The following is a 17,286-nucleotide window of genomic DNA, read 5'->3' as shown; positions in this document are numbered from 1 at the left end:
TAGGGGCGATAGCCCCTGTGAAAGTGCTGGGGCACCGCATAATAAGTTCGCGAATCTATGTGACACAGCACTAGGAACGCATCAAGGCCGGCCGCTTTGAGCGTGATATTCTCCATTAGAATGCAGCGTCTCTGCTTCTCCCGAAAGACGGCGGAAGCAAGTGGTTTGTTTCAATTCATCCTGAAACCGATGAGAAACGGCGGGCACCCTATTCAGCTAGTGCCTCATCTGTAGAGCGACTTTATTTTGCCCCAGGTTACTCCCTCAACAGCATTGGGGCAACCATTCGTTTCTCCTGGAGTCGGCGGGCAGCCCGATCCGAGCGGCGGAACCTGTCCTGAATATGGATTCAGAGAATCGAACATCAGCCATTCGCTGCTTCCGTCAGGAATACGTCCCGTGGATCTTTCCGGGCCGCCTTCATATTTATTGTAAGAGTAACAGTCAACAAGAACCGTTTCGCGCGGCGCAAGCCGAAAGAGTCTCACAGTGTCTCCTGTGTTGTTAAGGCTCAAGCCATACGCCGGGAAGCCGGTTGCCTTTTCCCAGGCATACGAGTCGCTTCCGAAGACCACAAGGAAGCCGTGTGGAGGTATGGTGCCTGTCAATTCATATCGCCATGTCGGCTCACCATCTGCAATCCGATAGCCGGTCAAATCTACCGGAACCCCGGCTGGATTGTAGATTTCCACCCACTCATCATCCCTGTAGTTAAAGAGACCGTCACCATTCCAATCAGTCGCAGGGGCCGGCATGATTTCGTTGATGACAAGGGCCGCCCACGCTGCTCCAAAAGAAAGAAAAACGGCTAGGACAATAAAAGAGATACGCATCATTTCCTTTTTCCTCCCTTCCCAACCTCACATCCCAAGGAAACTTCGCCTTGCCCGGCCGTTCCTCAACCAGTTTCAGAGAATCTGTTGCCTTTTAGAGTGAAGCGCGGAATTCACAGCCCCGTCACTTCACCACTTGCACCTAGTATCACCACCTCCTTCCCCCCTCCATTAAGAAACTCAACCGCTGCCTCAATCTTTGGACCCATGCTGCCCGGCAACGCTGCGGCGCCCGGAGCCGGTTCGTCCGCGTCTCATCTGCGGCTCGTTTCCTTTGTCTGTGATGCAACAAATTCTGCAACGAGCCCCAAAGCCGTCTGGATGTTCTCGATGGAATTGGCATATGAGAATCTGAGGTAGCCTTCCCCGTAGCTTCCGAATGCGGTCCCTGAAAGGCTGGCGACACCTTTCTCATCGAGAAGCCTCCTGGCAAACTCGTGAGAGTTGCCAGTCAGTTTCTTGACATTGGGGAATGCATAGAACGCTCCCTTCGGCAGCTTGCATGATATGCCTTCAATCGAGTTCAACCCTTTGACTATGACGTCTCTCCTTTTTTTGAACTCGGCAACCATTTTCTTCGCGTCATCTTGAGGTCCGGTAAGGGCCTCTATGCCCGCTATCTGCGTAAATGAGCACGTGCAGGAGTTGCAATTGGTCATCAGCCGCCCGATATGCTGTGCAAGCTTCTTCTCCATCACTCCGTAGCCGAGCCTCCAGCCGGTCATTGCATATGTTTTCGAGAACCCGTCAAGGATGATTGTCCTCTCCTGCATGCCCGGGAAAGATGCGATGCTCCGGTGCGTGCCTTCATAGAGTATCTTGCAGTAGACTTCATCACTGAGGATTCTGATGTTCTTCCCCTTGACGAGCTCGAAAATACCTCCGAGGTCGTCCTCAGTGAGCACGCCTCCTGTTGGATTCTGGGGCGAATTGAGAATCAACATCTTCGTTTTGTCGGTGATTCTCTTCTTCAGATCTCCGAGATCGAAACTGAAATCCTTTTCCTCCTTGAGCGGAAGCGGGACGGCTTTTGCCCCAATGAAATTGATGACTGACTCATAGATTGGGAATCCGGGATTCGGATATATGACTTCATCGCCAGGATCGATGCAGGCAAGGATGCCAAAGAACATGATCGGCTTTGCGCCTGGAGTGACTACGACATTCTCAAAGTCGGCCTGAATCCCTTTTTCCCTCGACTCATGTTTTGCAATGACAGTCCGGAAGTCCATCAGTCCGGGCGAAGGTCCGTAGTGCGTGTATCCGTCCTTGATCGCCTTGATGGCGGCAGCGGAGATATTCGCCGGAGTGTCGAAATCAGGCTCTCCGATCTCAAGATGAACCACCTTCCTCCCGGTTTTCTCGATCTCTTTTGCCCTTGCGAGAACTTCAAAAGCAGTTTCAGTTCCGAGGTCTTTCATTCTGCCGGCGTACTCCATTTTCCCCTCCCTTTTTCTCCTTTCACGGAGTGACGAATTTCCCGTCGAACGATATGCCGATTTCCTTATCCCGGTCCCGGCCAGCGTAGGCCGTTTCCGAATACTTGAGAACCAGAGAGCTGCCTCTCAGCTTCACTTTACCCAAGACGTAGTACCTTACGCCTCTCCCAGAGAGCGACCTCACGCTGATGTATCCCGGCAGGTCGTCTTCATATTCATAGAGCCGCACAAGAGCGGCGTTGGAATCAAAGAAGACAACTCTGGAGGATAACTCTTTTCCGTGCATTTGAAAAGAGAATCCTGTATAGAAGAGGTCACCCTTTGCCTTTTCGCCGCCTTCGCCGGAGAAGCTGCTTCTCGTATATCTGGAACGGAAATCCATGTGTGGGGTGACTTTCCAGTCGGCCTGAATTCGTGCTGAATTCTTCAAATTCACGCCGGTCATGTACTTGTCCCGCACAGTTATTAGAACGGATTTTCCAAACTTCCTCTCTCCCCGGACCACAAAATCCTTCACTGAAGGCGCCTCGCCATCCCCACCGCTCCTGTGGGAGGCATCGAGGTAGCTCGAAACCCTGATTCTTGAGGGCAACTTTGCCTCGAATCCGAGATATCCGCCTGTCTCGCCGTCGAATCCTGAGGACGTGAACGGAGAGGACCTCAGGTTTCCCATCTCCGAGTCCAGATGACGCAGAAGAAACGACAATCTGATATCTTCGAGGTCGCGCTCCCAGCCAAGCACGCCTGAAAGCGCGCCCCTTTCCCCAGCTGCGAGCTCTCCGAAGATATCGCCGCTTTCTCTCGCTAAGGCAAAATCAATGCCGCCGAAGAGACGCTCTCTTTCGCCTCCCCGCGCAGTCGAATATGTGTGAAATATCTCGGGGCTAAGAATCGGGTCGTATCTGGCATCGACAACGGTGATTCCAACCTTAGCAGACTGCTTCCTGCCGTATTCAAGCCTCAGCCCGGCAAGAGTCTCTTGGACTTTGTCTTTCCCAGCGACCTCAGTGTCTGTGTAGTGGACGCCGCTTGTGGGCAGAGAGCTCACCATGCCCAACGTATCAATTCTCCCGTCCAGGTAGGAGTTCGACCAATAGAGGTAGAGCTTCCGGCCAGCATTGCCCATTGAAAGAGCAATGCCTCTGAGGGCACCATTCTCATAGCTCGATGTGTAGCCACCCATAGGTCTGCCTCTTCTCCGCGCCTGCCCGGATGATTCGTCCCCCTTGAAGAGCTCACCTGATGTCCAGAGGGTGAGACCCTGGCCAAAGTTCAAGAAGTAATCGCCAACTATGAATTCGTTCGAAAGGTTGCTTCCGCGAACGTCCAGAAAAAGCGCAACAAAGTCAGTGAGAGTCTTCTCGTGTTTATCTTTCTCAAGGAGAAGCCCGACCTCAGAGCTCTTCACTTTGAACCCATATCTCTCGTAGATATTAAGCTCATCCATGCTCCTGGGCGGATAATCCCCTCTTGCCCGAATTCTGAATGATGCTTGACTTCCCTCTCGCGTCACTTTTTCTTTCTGAGTTGCAGCTGTGGGGCTCGTCACCTTCACAAACTGTGCTATGAGTGCGAGCTCTCTTTCTCCAATACGCTTTACAGACAGCAGGTCCGCGACGGATTTGAAACCACTCATCTGTGTTCTTCGCTCGATGATTCTCCTCGCAGTGAGAGCATCAATCCAGGGAATCACGAGAAACTCTTCATACTGTGCGGTGTTGAGATCGAGAGGAAATTTCCTGAGTTCCTCAAGTCTATCAGCCAGATAGACTGCCTCAGAAGTTGGGCCATCCTCACCAACCACATCTTCAATCTGAGAATAGGAAAAAGCGGGCAGCAACAAACCAACGAGGAGGATGAGGAAAATAGGGACAGGCACTAATTTCCCTAGTTTCTCCGCCAGGATCCGGCCGCATACCTCCAGAATCTGTCCCAAATCTGCCATTGGAAATTGGTGCCTGTCCCTATTTTCTACTGTCACCTGACTCCCACGGAGAAATCATGTGTACCACCAAGTTCCTCATGCGTCAAATATGAGTAGTCGAATTGCATCTTCCCGAATGAAAAGCCAATGCCGGAAGTTATCCTTGTGGGTTCGAGGAAGAATCCGCCCCTGAGATAGAGGTTTGGAGAAAACTTGACTTCGATCCCGGCCCGCGGTTCAAACATCTCCCCGAGTTCTCTCTCCAGCTCGACTGCCAGAAGTAGGTCCCGTTTGGGCGCAATCCCCAGGCCGACCATGATTTCCGGACCTGGGCCAAGGCACTGGGGTTCAGGGAAGTTTATGTTTCTGAAACCAATTCCTGCGCAGATGAATCGCCAGGTCTTTTTCATCCCGCAGTCAATCCCGTATGTCACTTCCGGTTCGTCCTGGCCGACGTAGGTCTCCATGAACTTCAGCGTAACGCCGAGGGCTTCCCCTCTCATCCTTCTTGCGGCAAAGGAAAAAAGGGCGGTCATTTCCCCATATCCTTCGGCTGAGAACTTCCCAATTCCTGAACCTGCCGAAAACCATCCCCGGCCAAATGAACCTTGAATCCATCCGAGGCTCACCCCATCCAATCCGAATGGTCTTGAGAATCCGCTTCTCAGTTCGACGCCAGTCTCAACAAGACCGACGGGCGAAATGAAGAGAGATCCGCCTTCCAGAAATGCGTCGCTCCCTCCCATTCCAGTTGAGCGCGGAGTCCTTGGAACGTAGAGGAAGGAGGCTGACGCACCTGACGGGAGAAGAAACAGGAGAATAACAAGCAAGGGTCCAAGGGTTCGAGGTCTCATTTTTTCCTCGCAATTGTCACCGTTGTTCTTAGCTTGAGCGCCTGCCCGTTCTTAGATTCCCTGGCCTCGCCCGAGAGGATGTAGATTCCCTGTTTCAGAAGCTCTCCGGATTCTGCTCTTCCATCCCATGGGACAAAGAGCGCCGGGCCGGTCTCCATGTCTTGAAGAAGCCTCTTCACGCGTCTTCCCTTCATATCAAAAGCTGAAAGAGAAACACTGCATCTTTGAAAAGGAAGCTTCAAAGACACAAGAACTCGTTCATTTACTCCGTCACCGTCGGGAGAGAATGGGTTCGGATAGGCCGATATCGTGCCATCCAGATCCAAACGCTTCGTCGAAATGCTGTTTTTCTTTCCCGGTGTTCCCCCTTCTCTTGCTACTGATTGCGCCCAGTTGCCTGTAACGTCCGAGTCAACGGCTTCACTTACCCGTTCCAGGGAGAACCCTGTTTTTGCAAGATTCTTGTAGCGAACCTCATCTGAGACCAGCCCACTCTTGTCTCTGAGCGTTATCGCATCGGCATAGCCGAGCTTCGCATCGTCATAATTGTTGAGACTGGGCCACCCTTTGTTTGCATCAACAACGCAGGTTGAACGGACATCCGGGAATGAAGAGAGGAACTCGCTGCGAGACTGTGTGAGAACAATGAAGCTGTCAGGGAGGAAGCAGACGCCTGGAGATTCAAGTTTGACCTGCTTTCCCGTCCCGTCTGAGAAGGTCCATCCCGATAGATCAAGCGTGGAATCGGAGTTAGACAGAAGCTCAATCCATTCAGAGCTTCCATGTGCAGGGGTGTACATTATCTCGTTGATCAGGACAGGCCCAGCCCCGACCCGGAGAGAGAATCTCAGGGTATCGTTCGAGGAGTTCTCGTCTCCCGGAAGTGAAACTGTGGAGAAGAACTTTTTTGTTCCAGTCTCCAGGAGCGTCAGCTCGAATCCAACTTCCAGGGAGTCCGATGGCGAAAGCGGAAGCGGATTTGTTGTCTCGAGAATGGGTGGCTCAGCTTTTTCGGCATCGTGCACCCGTACGACAGCGCTCGCGGAAGCTATCTCCTCAATGCCTGAGTTCATAGTCTTGAGGGATATGCCGGAAGGGACTGCGGGCTTGATTGTCGCGCTGGTCCTGAGAGATCCGGCGAGAATGGCAGCATCTTTGAGTAGAGCATTCTTTTTCCCTGGGGTCGGCAGAAGCGCTCTAAAGTCAGAGCTGTTGTTCTGAGTGTCCTTGCCGTCGGGAACTCTTCCAATGCTCTTTCCCGATGCGGCGTCCCCGGCCGCCTTACCCTCAAAGTACTCAGCGAACTCAAGATTTCCCCATCCAACAACATCAAGAATCTGACTCCCTTTTCTTATCCTCACGCCATCCGGACCATTCTGCATTGCAAGAGCTGCAATCGCGTCCGGCCGCGGCAGGACAGAAGACTCCCCAATCACGAAGAGAGACTTGGACTGAATGATATCTTCGCCATGTCCAGTCCAGACGATCTTCCACGACCCGGCTTTTGCGCCGTTCCCGGCCTCAACCACAACGCCATCCAGGCTGGCCTCGGATTCAGAACCGTTGAAAAGCTCAAGAAACTCATATCCTGAGTCCGCCCCCTCAGGATCGTAGAAAACCTCATTGATTACGACGGACTCCTGAGACATCCCCAAGCAGGGAAAGAGAATTGATTGAAGCAGGAGCAACAAGAAAGAAGGGAAAGTAAATCCGAAAAGCGGCCTGAAAAAGAAGAATTTCACCACGTCCACCCCACCTCCTCCCAACTATTGAGACTAGTTAGACCATGTTTTCGTGTCAAGAACAAAAATCGTGTTGTCCCACGCATCGGATATAAGCGGATTCGAGCGACCGGGTGAGACGAGTCAGGAATCTACGTCGGGAGTGGAAACGCTCATTCTCCATTCACAACTCAGCTCTCTCAGATCACGTTTCTCGTTCATCACGGAAGCCCGGATGCTTGTAACTGCAATCTAGTGTGCCGTCAGAAATGACTTTACGAAGTGCACGACCTTTGATAAGGCACACTGCCAGGGGGTATGAGGGGGTCGTGGCCGACCCCCTCAGGGGTGACAGCGTAGGGATGCGACGAAGAGGAGCATCCTGAAGCGTCAGAGGGGCGATAGTCCCTATGAAAGTGTCGTGTCCGGGGGCAAAGACATATACAAGGAATTTCCGGGACACGACACTAGCAATCCCTGCCGGACTGGTGTATTCTTGGCATTCAAAGGGAGATTGCGGATGATCCGAGCTTCCTTTTGGGTCGATCTTTGGAACTGGCGAGGAAAGCCATATGCCTTGCAGACTCTTTTTGCCTCTCGTGGTATTGCTGATGATACCCGCCATAGCCAGCCCTCAAACTCCGAACATTACTCGCCTCGGGATTATGGACCTGACGCCATCAGGTCTAACACAGGCCGAGGCTATTCTCTTGACTGACCGGTTGCTTCTGGAGCTTGCAAACACTAAGAGGTTCGTGGTTATCGACAGGACAAAGAGAGACGAGATTCTGAAGGAGCAGGGATTCACCTTGACCGGGGCATGTGACCAAACCACCTGCTTGGTTGAAATAGGAAAATTGCTCGACGCAGAAAAGATGGCGGGCGGCAGCGTCGGAAAATTCGGCGCTACATGGATGGTGAACATCAGACTGGTGGATGTGACAACGGGCAAGGTGGAGAAGACTTCACTCAAAGATTTCAAGGGAGATGTGGACGTTCTGGTTGGCCTGATGAAGGAGGTAGCCCAGGAGATAGCCGGGGTGGATAGCGATGGGACGATGTCTCGTCCCGGGCAGGCGATTCCGAAGGCGTCGAGGGAAAAAGAGGGGGAGATCGCAACCAATAAACCGATTGCTCCTCCCGAACAGGGCGGTGACGGAGTCCCTCAAGGCATGGCGCACATTCCGGCCGGTTCTTTCATGATGGGGAGCGGCAATGGGAATAGTGACGAAAAGCCAGTCCACAAAGTCGATGTAGATGCATTCTATATGGACAAATATGAAGTGACGGCGGAGCAATACGACCGATTCATTGGTGCCACGGGACAACGCGAACCGGAGGACTGGGGGGGACAATTGCGATACCCGAACCGTCCGGTAGTTTTCGTAAGCTGGGACGACGCGAATGCCTTTGCCAAGTGGGCAGGCAAACGCCTTCCGACCGAAGCGGAATGGGAGTATGCGGCACGCGGCGGGAATACCGGTGCGGACGGAAAGGCTAAGTATGAATATCCGTGGGGAAAGGTCATAGACACCGGAAGAGCCCATTTTGATCCAGACGGCAGCCGGCGTTGGAGAGGGGAAGACGCCAAACGATATCTACGGGATGTCGGGAGCTATCCGCCCAATGGATACGGACTATTTGACATGGCTGGCAATGTTTCGGAATGGGTGACTGACTTGTACGGAAAAGCCTACGATGTCCCAATCCCTCGTTCTTCGAATTTGCAGGGATCGGTTACCCGGGGGCCGCCGGGTGTTCCGTGGCGGCTCTTGGGTCGATGATGCCGCGGGCGTCCGCTGCGCCCAGCGCAAGAGCGACAGCCCTTCGAGCAGGAGGTACGATGTCGGGTTTCGCTGCGCGAGGACACCTTGATGATTCTTGCTTTGACCATTCTTCGCTCTTCTGGTCGGAACGCGGGGGAGTTGGATGAGAGGAAACCCATGACAGAATTGCAGCTTGAAAGCATTCTGAAGGAGACGGTTCAACGCATATTGTCTGTCGTGAAACCGACGAAGGTGATGTTCTTCGGTTCCGCCTCTCGCGGAGAAATGCATGAGAACAGCGACATCGACATACTTGTCATAGTTCCCTCCGGTACTCATCGCCGCAAAACTGCACAAAAGATTTACAGGAACCTGATTGGACTAGGTTTTGCAGTTGATGTGGTTGTTGTTACCGAAGACGACATCAGACAATTCGGAAACAATCAAGGTATGGTAATTCATCCTGCCCTCACAGAAGGGAAGATACTATATGCCGCATGACGTAAACGAAGTCGGCACGCCTTTAGGTTACGGCAGCCCGAATCTTCTTCTTATCGTCCACTCCAGCCCGAGGAAAAGAAGAAGGAGAATGAAAGGAGCGGGACTTCTCCAGACATCGAACTCGCGGCGTTCATAGGAGAGGCGAGCGGATTTCACGATTTCCCGGGCGAGCTCCAGTGTTTTGTCTTGCGTAAAGAACTTCCCGCCCGTAACCTCACTGATTCTTCTGAGAAGATCGGCGCCAGTCCCGAGTCTTCTCATCTCAGCTCCAGTATCCTCAACCAGGAGTTCCCCTTTGTCTCTCGCCAGTTCCTCATTGCCCCTCGCGGCAAGAATCTCATAGCTGTACCTTCCGGGAGGGAGTTCTACAGTCCGCGAATAGCTTCCTGCCTCTTCATCCGGGTTGAGCACAAGGGTCTTCCTGCCGACAGATACCTTGATGTTCGCATCTTTTATTGGCCGATAGTCTATATCCTTCAGCCAGCCGGAGAATGTGATCTCTTCTCCTCGTCCATAGACATCTTTCTCAGGTTTGATATTCAACTTCTTCCCTGCTTCTTTTTCAGAAAGCCACTGCACGGCGTCACTCACAAGCCTTGTAAAGACAACATTTGTTCCGGAAAGGTCACCGGCGAGAAGGTCCCATCTCCAGATGGAATTTGCGTTTATGACAAGGATTCTTCCGAGTCCGTATCTTCCGGCAATGATCAGCGGAAACCCGGGTATTTGCCCTTCGACAAGAACCTCTGATCCTTCCTTCGGAAACACAGACCCGGCAGGTGAAACTATGGGCGGCAAATCCTGCCAGAGAGTCTGCGTGTCCTCGGTGTTCTCACCGATTGCCGTAACCAAGTGGGATTTCCCCTTGTCCGTAAGCTTGGGGTTTACGTACTGTTCCGGAAAGCTCAGCGGTCCCCGGCGCAGTAAGACGGGAAGAGCATCCAGAAGCTTCGTATGCTGAAATCTCTGAACACCCGAGGGATCCCTGCCTCCAAGCACGAGTACACCCTTCCCTTCCTTAAGAAAATCAAGGACCTTATCTTCCTCCCTGCGGATTTCGTCCACAGGCAGGTCACCGAGTATCAGAACATCGAACTCCTTGAGTTCAGCCGCGGTTTTCGGAAATGCAAAAACCGGTCTCTCTCCGTAGCACCTCCATTTCCCATCCCTTTCCAGAACAAGAAATACTGTTGAAAGCCCTTTCTCCTTCTCAAGATTCCTCTTTAAGAAAGTGAAATCCCAGGAGAGCTTACCCTCGCAGTAGAGAAGGCGGGTGCTCTCCTTCAGGACGTCCACGGCAAACGCCTTCTTGTTGTTGGCGACGACAAACTCTCCGCTGAGTTTCGGTATCTCAATCTGGAAGAAATGAATGCCTGGCTCTTGAGGAACCGTCTCAAATTTAACCTCTTCCTCCCGGAAGCTGTCGGGGAGCATGATCTTCTTCGAAGATAAGACGCGCCCTCCTTCGCTCAGTAAGACTGTAGCTTCCCGGCCGTGGAGACCGGTTGCACGTATGGTTGAAGCAATTTCAATCTTTGCCCCAAGGAATGCTTCCGGACTCGACCTTACCTCCGAGACTTCAGCATCGGCCAGCTCTCCCTGTCCGCCGGGATCCATAACGTGGACTGGAACTCCCATTTTTCGGGCCGCCTCGAGCGGATCGATGTCGCCATTGTCAACTCCATCACCGAGAATGACGAACGAGGATGCATCCCACATCTCTTTTGAGACTTTCTCAAGAGCCCTGGCTATCGATGTCCGTGCGGTCAACACTTTCATCGATTCGACCTTTGCTTTCTCAAAGGACGCCACTTCGCTCGTCTCGCCGGCGAAGAAAAAAACCCTGGGAGCTATTTTGCCGGAACTCTCTTTGAGCAATTCCCCCAGGACCTTTCTCGCCATTTCCAGCCTCGTATCCTGCGGAGCTTCCGGGCCTGGCGAAGTCGGGAGCGACATTGATTCCGAGACATCGAGGAGAATTCCAACTTGCGGTTTCGGCTTGTGAACATAGCTTACGATCGGCCTGATGAGGGTGACGGCTACCGTAAGAAATGCAAGAATCCTGAGCGCCCCGAGAGTCCACTTCCACCTGGAGGATAGGGGCGGTGTGAGATTTCTGTAGGCAAGAAAGGAAAGCAGAATGAGAATGAGCCCGACTGCCAGAAACAGCGGGCTCTCTTTCGATGTGATCTCAAATCCCATTTTGCCTGCACTCCTTATTACTAGGAAGCACCCTTCTCGCCGGCCACTCTGGCGATCTGAACCTCTTCAATCCGTTTTTCCTTAAGATTGTAGATCCCCATGATGACCACGTAGATGAGATTTGTCGCAGCGATGAGAACAAGGCCGATCCCAAGAAGGCCGAGTATTCTGTCGGCCAACGGTTTGCTGAGGAAGTCCTTGGTCAGGATAAGAAGCGAGACCATGACTGCCACAATCAGGCCTGAGAATTTTCCAAAGGCCGTCGGCTGAATTCGCACCGGACCCCGGAAAACATATATGTAGAAAGCGCCGCAGAGAAGAAGAGCGTACCGCAGGATGACAAGAAGCGCAATGGCTTCATTCACAAACCCTGCTATGTAAAGAGCAATAAAACTGAATGAATTGAAGAAGATATCAACGAGATGATCCAGCATAAGCCCGAGTCTTGTTCTCTGGTCGAATCGTCTTGCGACTATTCCGTCAAAGACATCGGAGAGAGAAGCAACCAGATAGGTTGCAAGAGACAGCTTCCCGTATCCGTGGACAATAAAAATGAAGAGCCCGGGAACAAGGAGAAGCCTGAGAAGACTCAGAGTATTTGCAGCATTGAAATTCTGAAGCGGTCTTCCTGCGATGTCGCGAATCAGGCTCAGGTGAAGGATGAGCCATGCAAATACGAGAAGAGTCGAAAGGCTGGAAATGAGAAAGAATTCATTCGCCACTTTTCCATCAACAAAGACGGAGAGCATGATTGACGCGGCAAAGAAACCAAGGAAGAACCCGAGTCCCGTTGTCAGAGTGGACCTGGCGAGGGTTCTATTTTCAAACAAGGTCTCCCTTGAGAATGTGAAAACGTCCACAAAATAGAAATAGAGAGCTTGCGGAGAAAATCTTCTCTTCCTAAGCTCTCTCAGGTATTTTTCTACAAACAACTTTTCAGTTGCTCCGGAATGAGCTACTTGTCCTTCAGCACTTCGCCCGTTTCTTCCTTTAGAGCCGCCTGTGCGCCGGCAAGTCTGGCAACCGGGACTCTGTAGGGCGAGCAGCTTACATAGTCAAGATTTGACCGGTGACAGAACTCGACGGACCTGGGCTCTCCGCCGTGCTCACCACAGATTCCGATCTTCAGATCTTTCCTGGCTCTCCTTCCATTCTCAACAGCCATTCTGACAAGTTTTCCCACGCCCTTTGTGTCAATGGTCACAAACGGATCATCGGCCAGTATCTTCTTTTCAAGATAGTCCCTCACGAATTTCTCCGAGTCGTCACGGGAAAACCCGAAAGTCATCTGGGTAAGGTCGTTCGTTCCAAAGGAGAAGAAGTCCGCTTCCTTCGCAATCTCATCGGCGGTCACTGCTGCCCTCGGAATTTCAATCATTGTGCCGACAAGGTACTTGAATTGAGTGCCGGTCTTTTTCATGACCTGCTCGGCTACCTTCTCCACTATTGTCTTCTGCTCTCTGAGCTCATTAACGTGCCCCACAAGAGGTATCATGACCTCGGGCGTAATGGAATACCCCTGAGAAGTAAGTTCAGCAGTCGCTTCGAAAATCGCGCGCGCCTGCATCTCTGTTATTTCCGGATACGTAATGCCTAACCGGCATCCTCTGTGGCCCAGCATCGGGTTGAACTCGTGAAGCTCATTGACCTTCTTCAGAAGCTCTTCCTTCTCCTTGAGCAGTTTCTGCTTCTTCTTCCTCTTCAAAGTTTCAATTTCGAGAAGGAGCTCTTCTCTCTTGGGCAGGAACTCATGAAGCGGAGGATCAAGCGTCCGTATTGTAACCGGAAATCCTGCCATCGCCTTGAAGAGTCCCTTGAAATCTCTTTTCTGAAACGGGAGAAGCTTCGCAAGGGAGCCTTTGTACTTCTTATTTGCGTCTGCAAGCTTGCTCTTCAGAATTCTGAACTCTTTTCTGAGCTCCCCGGCCTTCGGCCCCTTTGCCCTCTCCAGCTCTTTCTCAATAGCGGCAACCTTTCGTTCAAGCTGTTTCGCTTCCGGGGCGGCCATGATCATCCTGACGACATGCGGCAGCCTGTCCTTCGCAAAAAACATGTGTTCAGTGCGGCAAAGGCCTATGCCTTCAGCACCGAGCTTTCTTGCGACAATGGCATCTCTGGGGATGTCCGCGTTTGACCTGACTCCCAGTCTTCTTGCTTCATCAGCCCAGGTCATCAAGGTTTCGAACTTGCGATGCACTTCCGATTCAGCGGCATCCATTCTTCCCGAGAGAACCTGGATTACCTCCGAGTCTGCTGTCGGCACTTCGCCGAGCATGACCTCTCCTGTCACTCCATCAATCGAAATCCAGTCCCCCTCGCGAACAACCGTATCGCCAACCGTGAAAATACCTTTTTTCTCATCAATGACAACCGAACCTGCGCCGGCAACGCAGCACTTTCCCATACCTCTTGCCACAACTGCGGCATGGGACGTCATCCCTCCTGTCGCAGTGAGGATTCCCTGAGCTGCATCCATGCCGTGAATATCATCCGGCACCGTTTCATTTCTGACGAGGATTACCTTCTCACCGCTCGAACCGAGCTCCGATGCCTCATCCGCGGTGAAAATAACTTTTCCCGCAGCGGCTCCGGGAGACGCAGCGAGGCCCCTCGTAATCACCTTGGATTTCGCTTTGGTCTTCCGATCGAATACTCTGTGAAGAACCTGCTCAAGCTGCTCAGGTTCAACTCTCATTAGAGCGTCTCTTTTCGTAATGATCCCTTCCTCGACCATTTCAACGGCAATCCTCAGTGCGGCGAGACCGGTCCTCTTTCCGGTCCGTGTCTGCAGCAGGTACAATTTTCCTTCCTGAATAGTGAACTCGAAATCCTGAACATCCTTGTAGTGACGTTCAAGCCTGGACGTTATGTTCCTGAGCTGTGCGTAAGCCTCCGGCATCTCCCTCTTGAGCTCCGATATCGGTTTCGGAGTTCTCACACCGCTCACAACATCTTCGCCCTGGGCATTCGTGAGATACTCGCCATAGAAAGTATTCTCACCTGTCGCCGGGTCTCGAGTGAAGCCGACGCCCGTGGCACTCTCCTCTCCCGTATTCCCAAAAACCATGGCCTGAACGTTGACAGCAGTCCCGATATCGTCAGGAATATCGTTTTGCTTTCTATAGTAAACTGCTCTTTCATTCATCCAGGATCTGAAAACTGCACCTCTCGCCAGCGCAAGCTGCTCTCTTGGGTCCTGCGGAAATTCTTTCCCGCTCTCACGTCTCACGATCGCCTTGAACCGGTCAACGAGCCGTACGAGATCGTCCGTTGTCAGCTCAGTATCCAGTTTCAGCCGCTTGGCTTTTTTCACTGCGTTGATTTCGTGCTCAAAGACGTTCTTCTGTATGCCAAGCACAACATTTCCGAACATCTGGATAAGCCTTCTGTAACAGTCGTACGCGAACCGCCTGCTGCCGACCTTTCTGGCCAGGCCTTCAACCGACCCATCGTTCAGTCCAAGATTCAGAACGGTGTCCATCATTCCCGGCATCGAGAACTTGGCTCCTGATCTGACGGAAACCAGAAGAGGATCGTTCCGGTCCCCAAGTTTTTTCCCCATGACCTCTTCAAGTCTCCGGAGGTTTTCCTCCTCTTCGTGTACGAACTCTTCAGGAAGAACTCCGTTGTTTTCGTAGAAGACCCTGCAAACCTCGGTTGTGATTGTGTAGCCCGGGGGGACCGGTATTCCTGCTGCCGTCATGTCCGTGAGTCCGGCGCCTTTGCCACCCAGGAGCTCCCTTAGAGCGCCGGGATCGCCCACATTCAACTCCCCGAAAAAGTAAACCAGCTTGGTTCCTACAACCTTCATCTGATTACCACCGCCTTCCGGTTCAGTGTCCCACTGCGTGATTGCAGAGTGATGAGGTAAACACCCGAGCTTACGGGCTTCCCCTGAGAATCCTTGCCGTCCCAGAAGGCAAAAGGAAGACGGGCTCCGTCAGACCCCTCTAACAGTGCCCTGACAAGATTTCCCCTGACATCGTAGATTCTGATTTTCCCGCCCTCTGACTTTACGCCATCATAGTAGATTCTGAACGGTCCGTGGGAAGGATTGGGTGAAATAGAGAGGCCTCCGCCCGGCATCTCGGCGAAAGTCCCCACCGGCACAGAGACCGGCGTGTACAGATACGCATCGTATGCCCTCACAACTCCCCACCCATAGGCAGTATCAGGCGCGCTGCTCTTAGATGCAGTCGCCCTGAGCGCCTCCCGCACCTGAACGGGTGTCCATGATGGATGTGCCTGTAAGAGAAGAGCACAGGCGCAGGCAACTAGAGGTGTCGAAGCCGATGTCCCGCTTATGTAAGTATAGCCGATTGAGTCATATGGACTCACTGTATAGACGCCAACTCCCTGGGCGCAGACATCGGGTTTTATTCTCCCGTCATAGGTTGGCCCTCTGGAACTGAAAGATGCAATCAATTGATTTGAATCGACCGCGCCGGCAGAAATCACGCTGTCGCCGTCCGCAGGCGCAATCATGTATGGATATGTAGTCCCGCCTCCGTTGCCCATCGCATTTGCGATAACAACTCCTCTGGCGACCGCCGCGTCTGCCGCTCTCGTTGTCACTGCAGTGTTACCGTCCATGTCCTCGTAAGTGTACCAGTCAATATAGCCGAGCGAGCTTGTCGCCACATCCACGCCAATACTCTCCGCCCACTCGATTCCACGAACCCAGAGATCTTCTTCAGCAGGAATCTCCACCGGCACTATCTCGGTCTTGGCCAGAACGAACCGCGCGCCGTATGCGCCGCCCATGAGTTTGTTCGGACTCACTCCTCCCACTTCCCCCAGAATGTATGTCCCATGATTATGCTGGGTTGTGGCGTCCTGACCCGACTCGTTAACGACTATTGAGTCGCTGTTTATAAAATCCCACTTTGCGACTACATCCACAGAATCCAGCGCCTCATGGTTAAGATTGAAGCCGGTGTCCAGGATACCAATGGTAATCCCTTCGCCGTGGAAGCCGAGGTCGTGGAGGGCCGGAATCTGTATCATGTTGAGCTGTCCCCATGACGAACCATAATCGGCAGGAGAGGTCTGAACAAGTTTGTCGGGCGAAATAGTTCTTGTTGAGACGAGCCTTATCTCTTTGACAAACGGGAGGTCTGCAATTTCATTGAGCTGGCCTGGCGTTGCTGAGACACTGACACAGTTGACCCATTTGCTTCTTACGCGGACAATGGCGCCGGTCGCCGCGACGCTGTATATATAGTCTCCGCTTACAGGCAGATCTGATTCATTAACAAGAGTAGGCGCTCCCATCTTTGCCCGTCTGAATCTGGCTCCTGGGGACAGGTTTTCCTCGGCCTTGAGAAGTTCGTCCACAAGCCTCGATGGTTCGATGCCTTTGTCGGCAAAGAAAACCCAGGCAGATATCTTCTCATCCTGGCCTGCCTTGAGAATTCTCCCTCTCAAGGAGGGTGCCATCTTTGAGGACGGTTGCAGCTCAGCAATGGCTTGATGGAACGGAAGGAATAGAGAAATTAGGATCGTCAGCATAAATCCCCAGGCCACTTTGCCCAGATAATGACCTAACCGGGGCTTGTCACATGGAAGCGGTAGCATCTCTTTCCCCCTTACCCCAAAATACGCTGTTGAACCGGTCATGCAACGAGAATCAGTACTATTGAGCGCTCTGCAAGACTGTTTATCCAATAATTATAGCATAATGCGAAGCCAACTTCCAGAACCATAGACTTGAGGGAAGCAGCGGCCGAGACCACACAAGATTTGGGGAACTCGGGACCGTTGAATGATATGTCCTTCAATATGTCTTGCCCCAAAAGAGGCGTCCGGCTACACTGCGTTCTTCCAAGGCGGTGTCGAAGAGCATCCAGATCTTCGTCGCTCAGGGAGCACACAACTTGTCCTTCGGACCGAGACTTGCGCGCAAGCGAGCCGGACCGAATGAAATTAGTTGTGAACCACGGTCAGATCGTCGGTTTCATTTGGGGCACGGTCTAGTGCACCGTAACATAGATAAGTTGACATTGACATTGCCCCAGAACGGTGCACTGCTCGGGGTTTTAGGGGG

General features: G+C 52.5%; 11 protein-coding genes. 2 read left to right on the top strand and 9 right to left on the bottom strand.

Going from position 1 to position 17,286, the window contains the following annotated elements; genetic code table 11:
* Positions 1–224 precede the first annotated feature (224 nt).
* The 5 genes from QME66_09960 to QME66_09940 all read right to left on the bottom strand — a co-directional run bounded on the left by QME66_09960 (position 225) and on the right by QME66_09940 (position 6,801).
* Complete coding sequence (locus QME66_09960; protein ID MDI6809291.1) at positions 225–836, bottom strand: lamin tail domain-containing protein; 612 nt, start codon at positions 834–836, stop codon at positions 225–227.
* Between the two features lie 251 nt (positions 837–1,087).
* The gene (locus QME66_09955; protein ID MDI6809290.1) at positions 1,088–2,272 is read right to left on the bottom strand and encodes a pyridoxal phosphate-dependent aminotransferase; all 1,185 of its coding nucleotides are present in this window, start codon (positions 2,270–2,272) and stop codon (positions 1,088–1,090) included.
* A 22-nt stretch (positions 2,273–2,294) separates the two neighbouring features.
* Positions 2,295–4,217, bottom strand: a complete 1,923-nt coding sequence (locus QME66_09950) for a helix-hairpin-helix domain-containing protein (protein ID MDI6809289.1) — start codon at positions 4,215–4,217, stop codon at positions 2,295–2,297.
* A 32-nt stretch (positions 4,218–4,249) separates the two neighbouring features.
* Positions 4,250–5,050 (bottom strand): hypothetical protein, encoded by an 801-nt coding sequence (locus tag QME66_09945; GenBank protein MDI6809288.1) that lies wholly within the window; start codon positions 5,048–5,050, stop codon positions 4,250–4,252.
* Complete coding sequence (locus QME66_09940; GenBank protein MDI6809287.1) at positions 5,047–6,801, bottom strand: lamin tail domain-containing protein; 1,755 nt, start codon at positions 6,799–6,801, stop codon at positions 5,047–5,049. The genes QME66_09945 and QME66_09940 overlap by 4 nt, the downstream gene beginning before the upstream one ends.
* Before the next feature lie 680 nt (positions 6,802–7,481).
* Here QME66_09940 and QME66_09935 point away from each other — a divergent pair.
* Together QME66_09935 and QME66_09930 are read left to right on the top strand one after the other, a co-directional pair.
* Positions 7,482–8,555 (top strand): SUMF1/EgtB/PvdO family nonheme iron enzyme, encoded by a 1,074-nt coding sequence (locus tag QME66_09935; protein ID MDI6809286.1) that lies wholly within the window; start codon positions 7,482–7,484, stop codon positions 8,553–8,555.
* A gap of 159 nt (positions 8,556–8,714) precedes the next feature.
* Positions 8,715–9,038 carry a nucleotidyltransferase domain-containing protein gene (locus QME66_09930; GenBank protein ID MDI6809285.1) on the top strand — a complete coding sequence of 108 codons (324 nt, stop codon included), beginning with the start codon at positions 8,715–8,717 and terminating at the stop codon, positions 9,036–9,038.
* A gap of 27 nt (positions 9,039–9,065) precedes the next feature.
* On the opposite strand, the gene QME66_09925 is transcribed toward QME66_09930, so the two are convergent.
* From QME66_09925 to QME66_09910, 4 genes are read right to left on the bottom strand one after another with little or no spacing between them, the layout of a single operon-like run.
* Positions 9,066–11,240 (bottom strand): hypothetical protein, encoded by a 2,175-nt coding sequence (locus QME66_09925; protein ID MDI6809284.1) that lies wholly within the window; start codon positions 11,238–11,240, stop codon positions 9,066–9,068.
* A gap of 20 nt (positions 11,241–11,260) precedes the next feature.
* On the bottom strand, positions 11,261–12,172 hold the full coding sequence (locus QME66_09920) for a CDP-alcohol phosphatidyltransferase family protein (protein ID MDI6809283.1): 912 nt from the start codon (positions 12,170–12,172) through the stop codon (positions 11,261–11,263).
* Between the two features lie 23 nt (positions 12,173–12,195).
* Positions 12,196–15,051: a pyruvate, phosphate dikinase gene (gene ppdK / locus QME66_09915; protein ID MDI6809282.1), complete on the bottom strand. Its 2,856-nt coding sequence runs from the start codon at positions 15,049–15,051 to the stop codon at positions 12,196–12,198.
* The gene (locus QME66_09910) at positions 15,048–16,667 is read right to left on the bottom strand and encodes a S8 family serine peptidase (protein MDI6809281.1); all 1,620 of its coding nucleotides are present in this window, start codon (positions 16,665–16,667) and stop codon (positions 15,048–15,050) included. Before QME66_09910 ends, ppdK begins: the two co-directional genes overlap by 4 nt.
* Between the last annotated feature and the right edge of the window lie 619 nt (positions 16,668–17,286).

It is taken from the genome of Candidatus Eisenbacteria bacterium, from assembly GCA_030017955.1.
GTDB lineage: Bacteria > Eisenbacteria > RBG-16-71-46 > JASEGR01 > JASEGR01 > JASEGR01.
The sequence above is the reverse complement of the archived record's forward strand: the minus strand, read 5'-3'. Positions and strand labels throughout refer to the sequence as shown.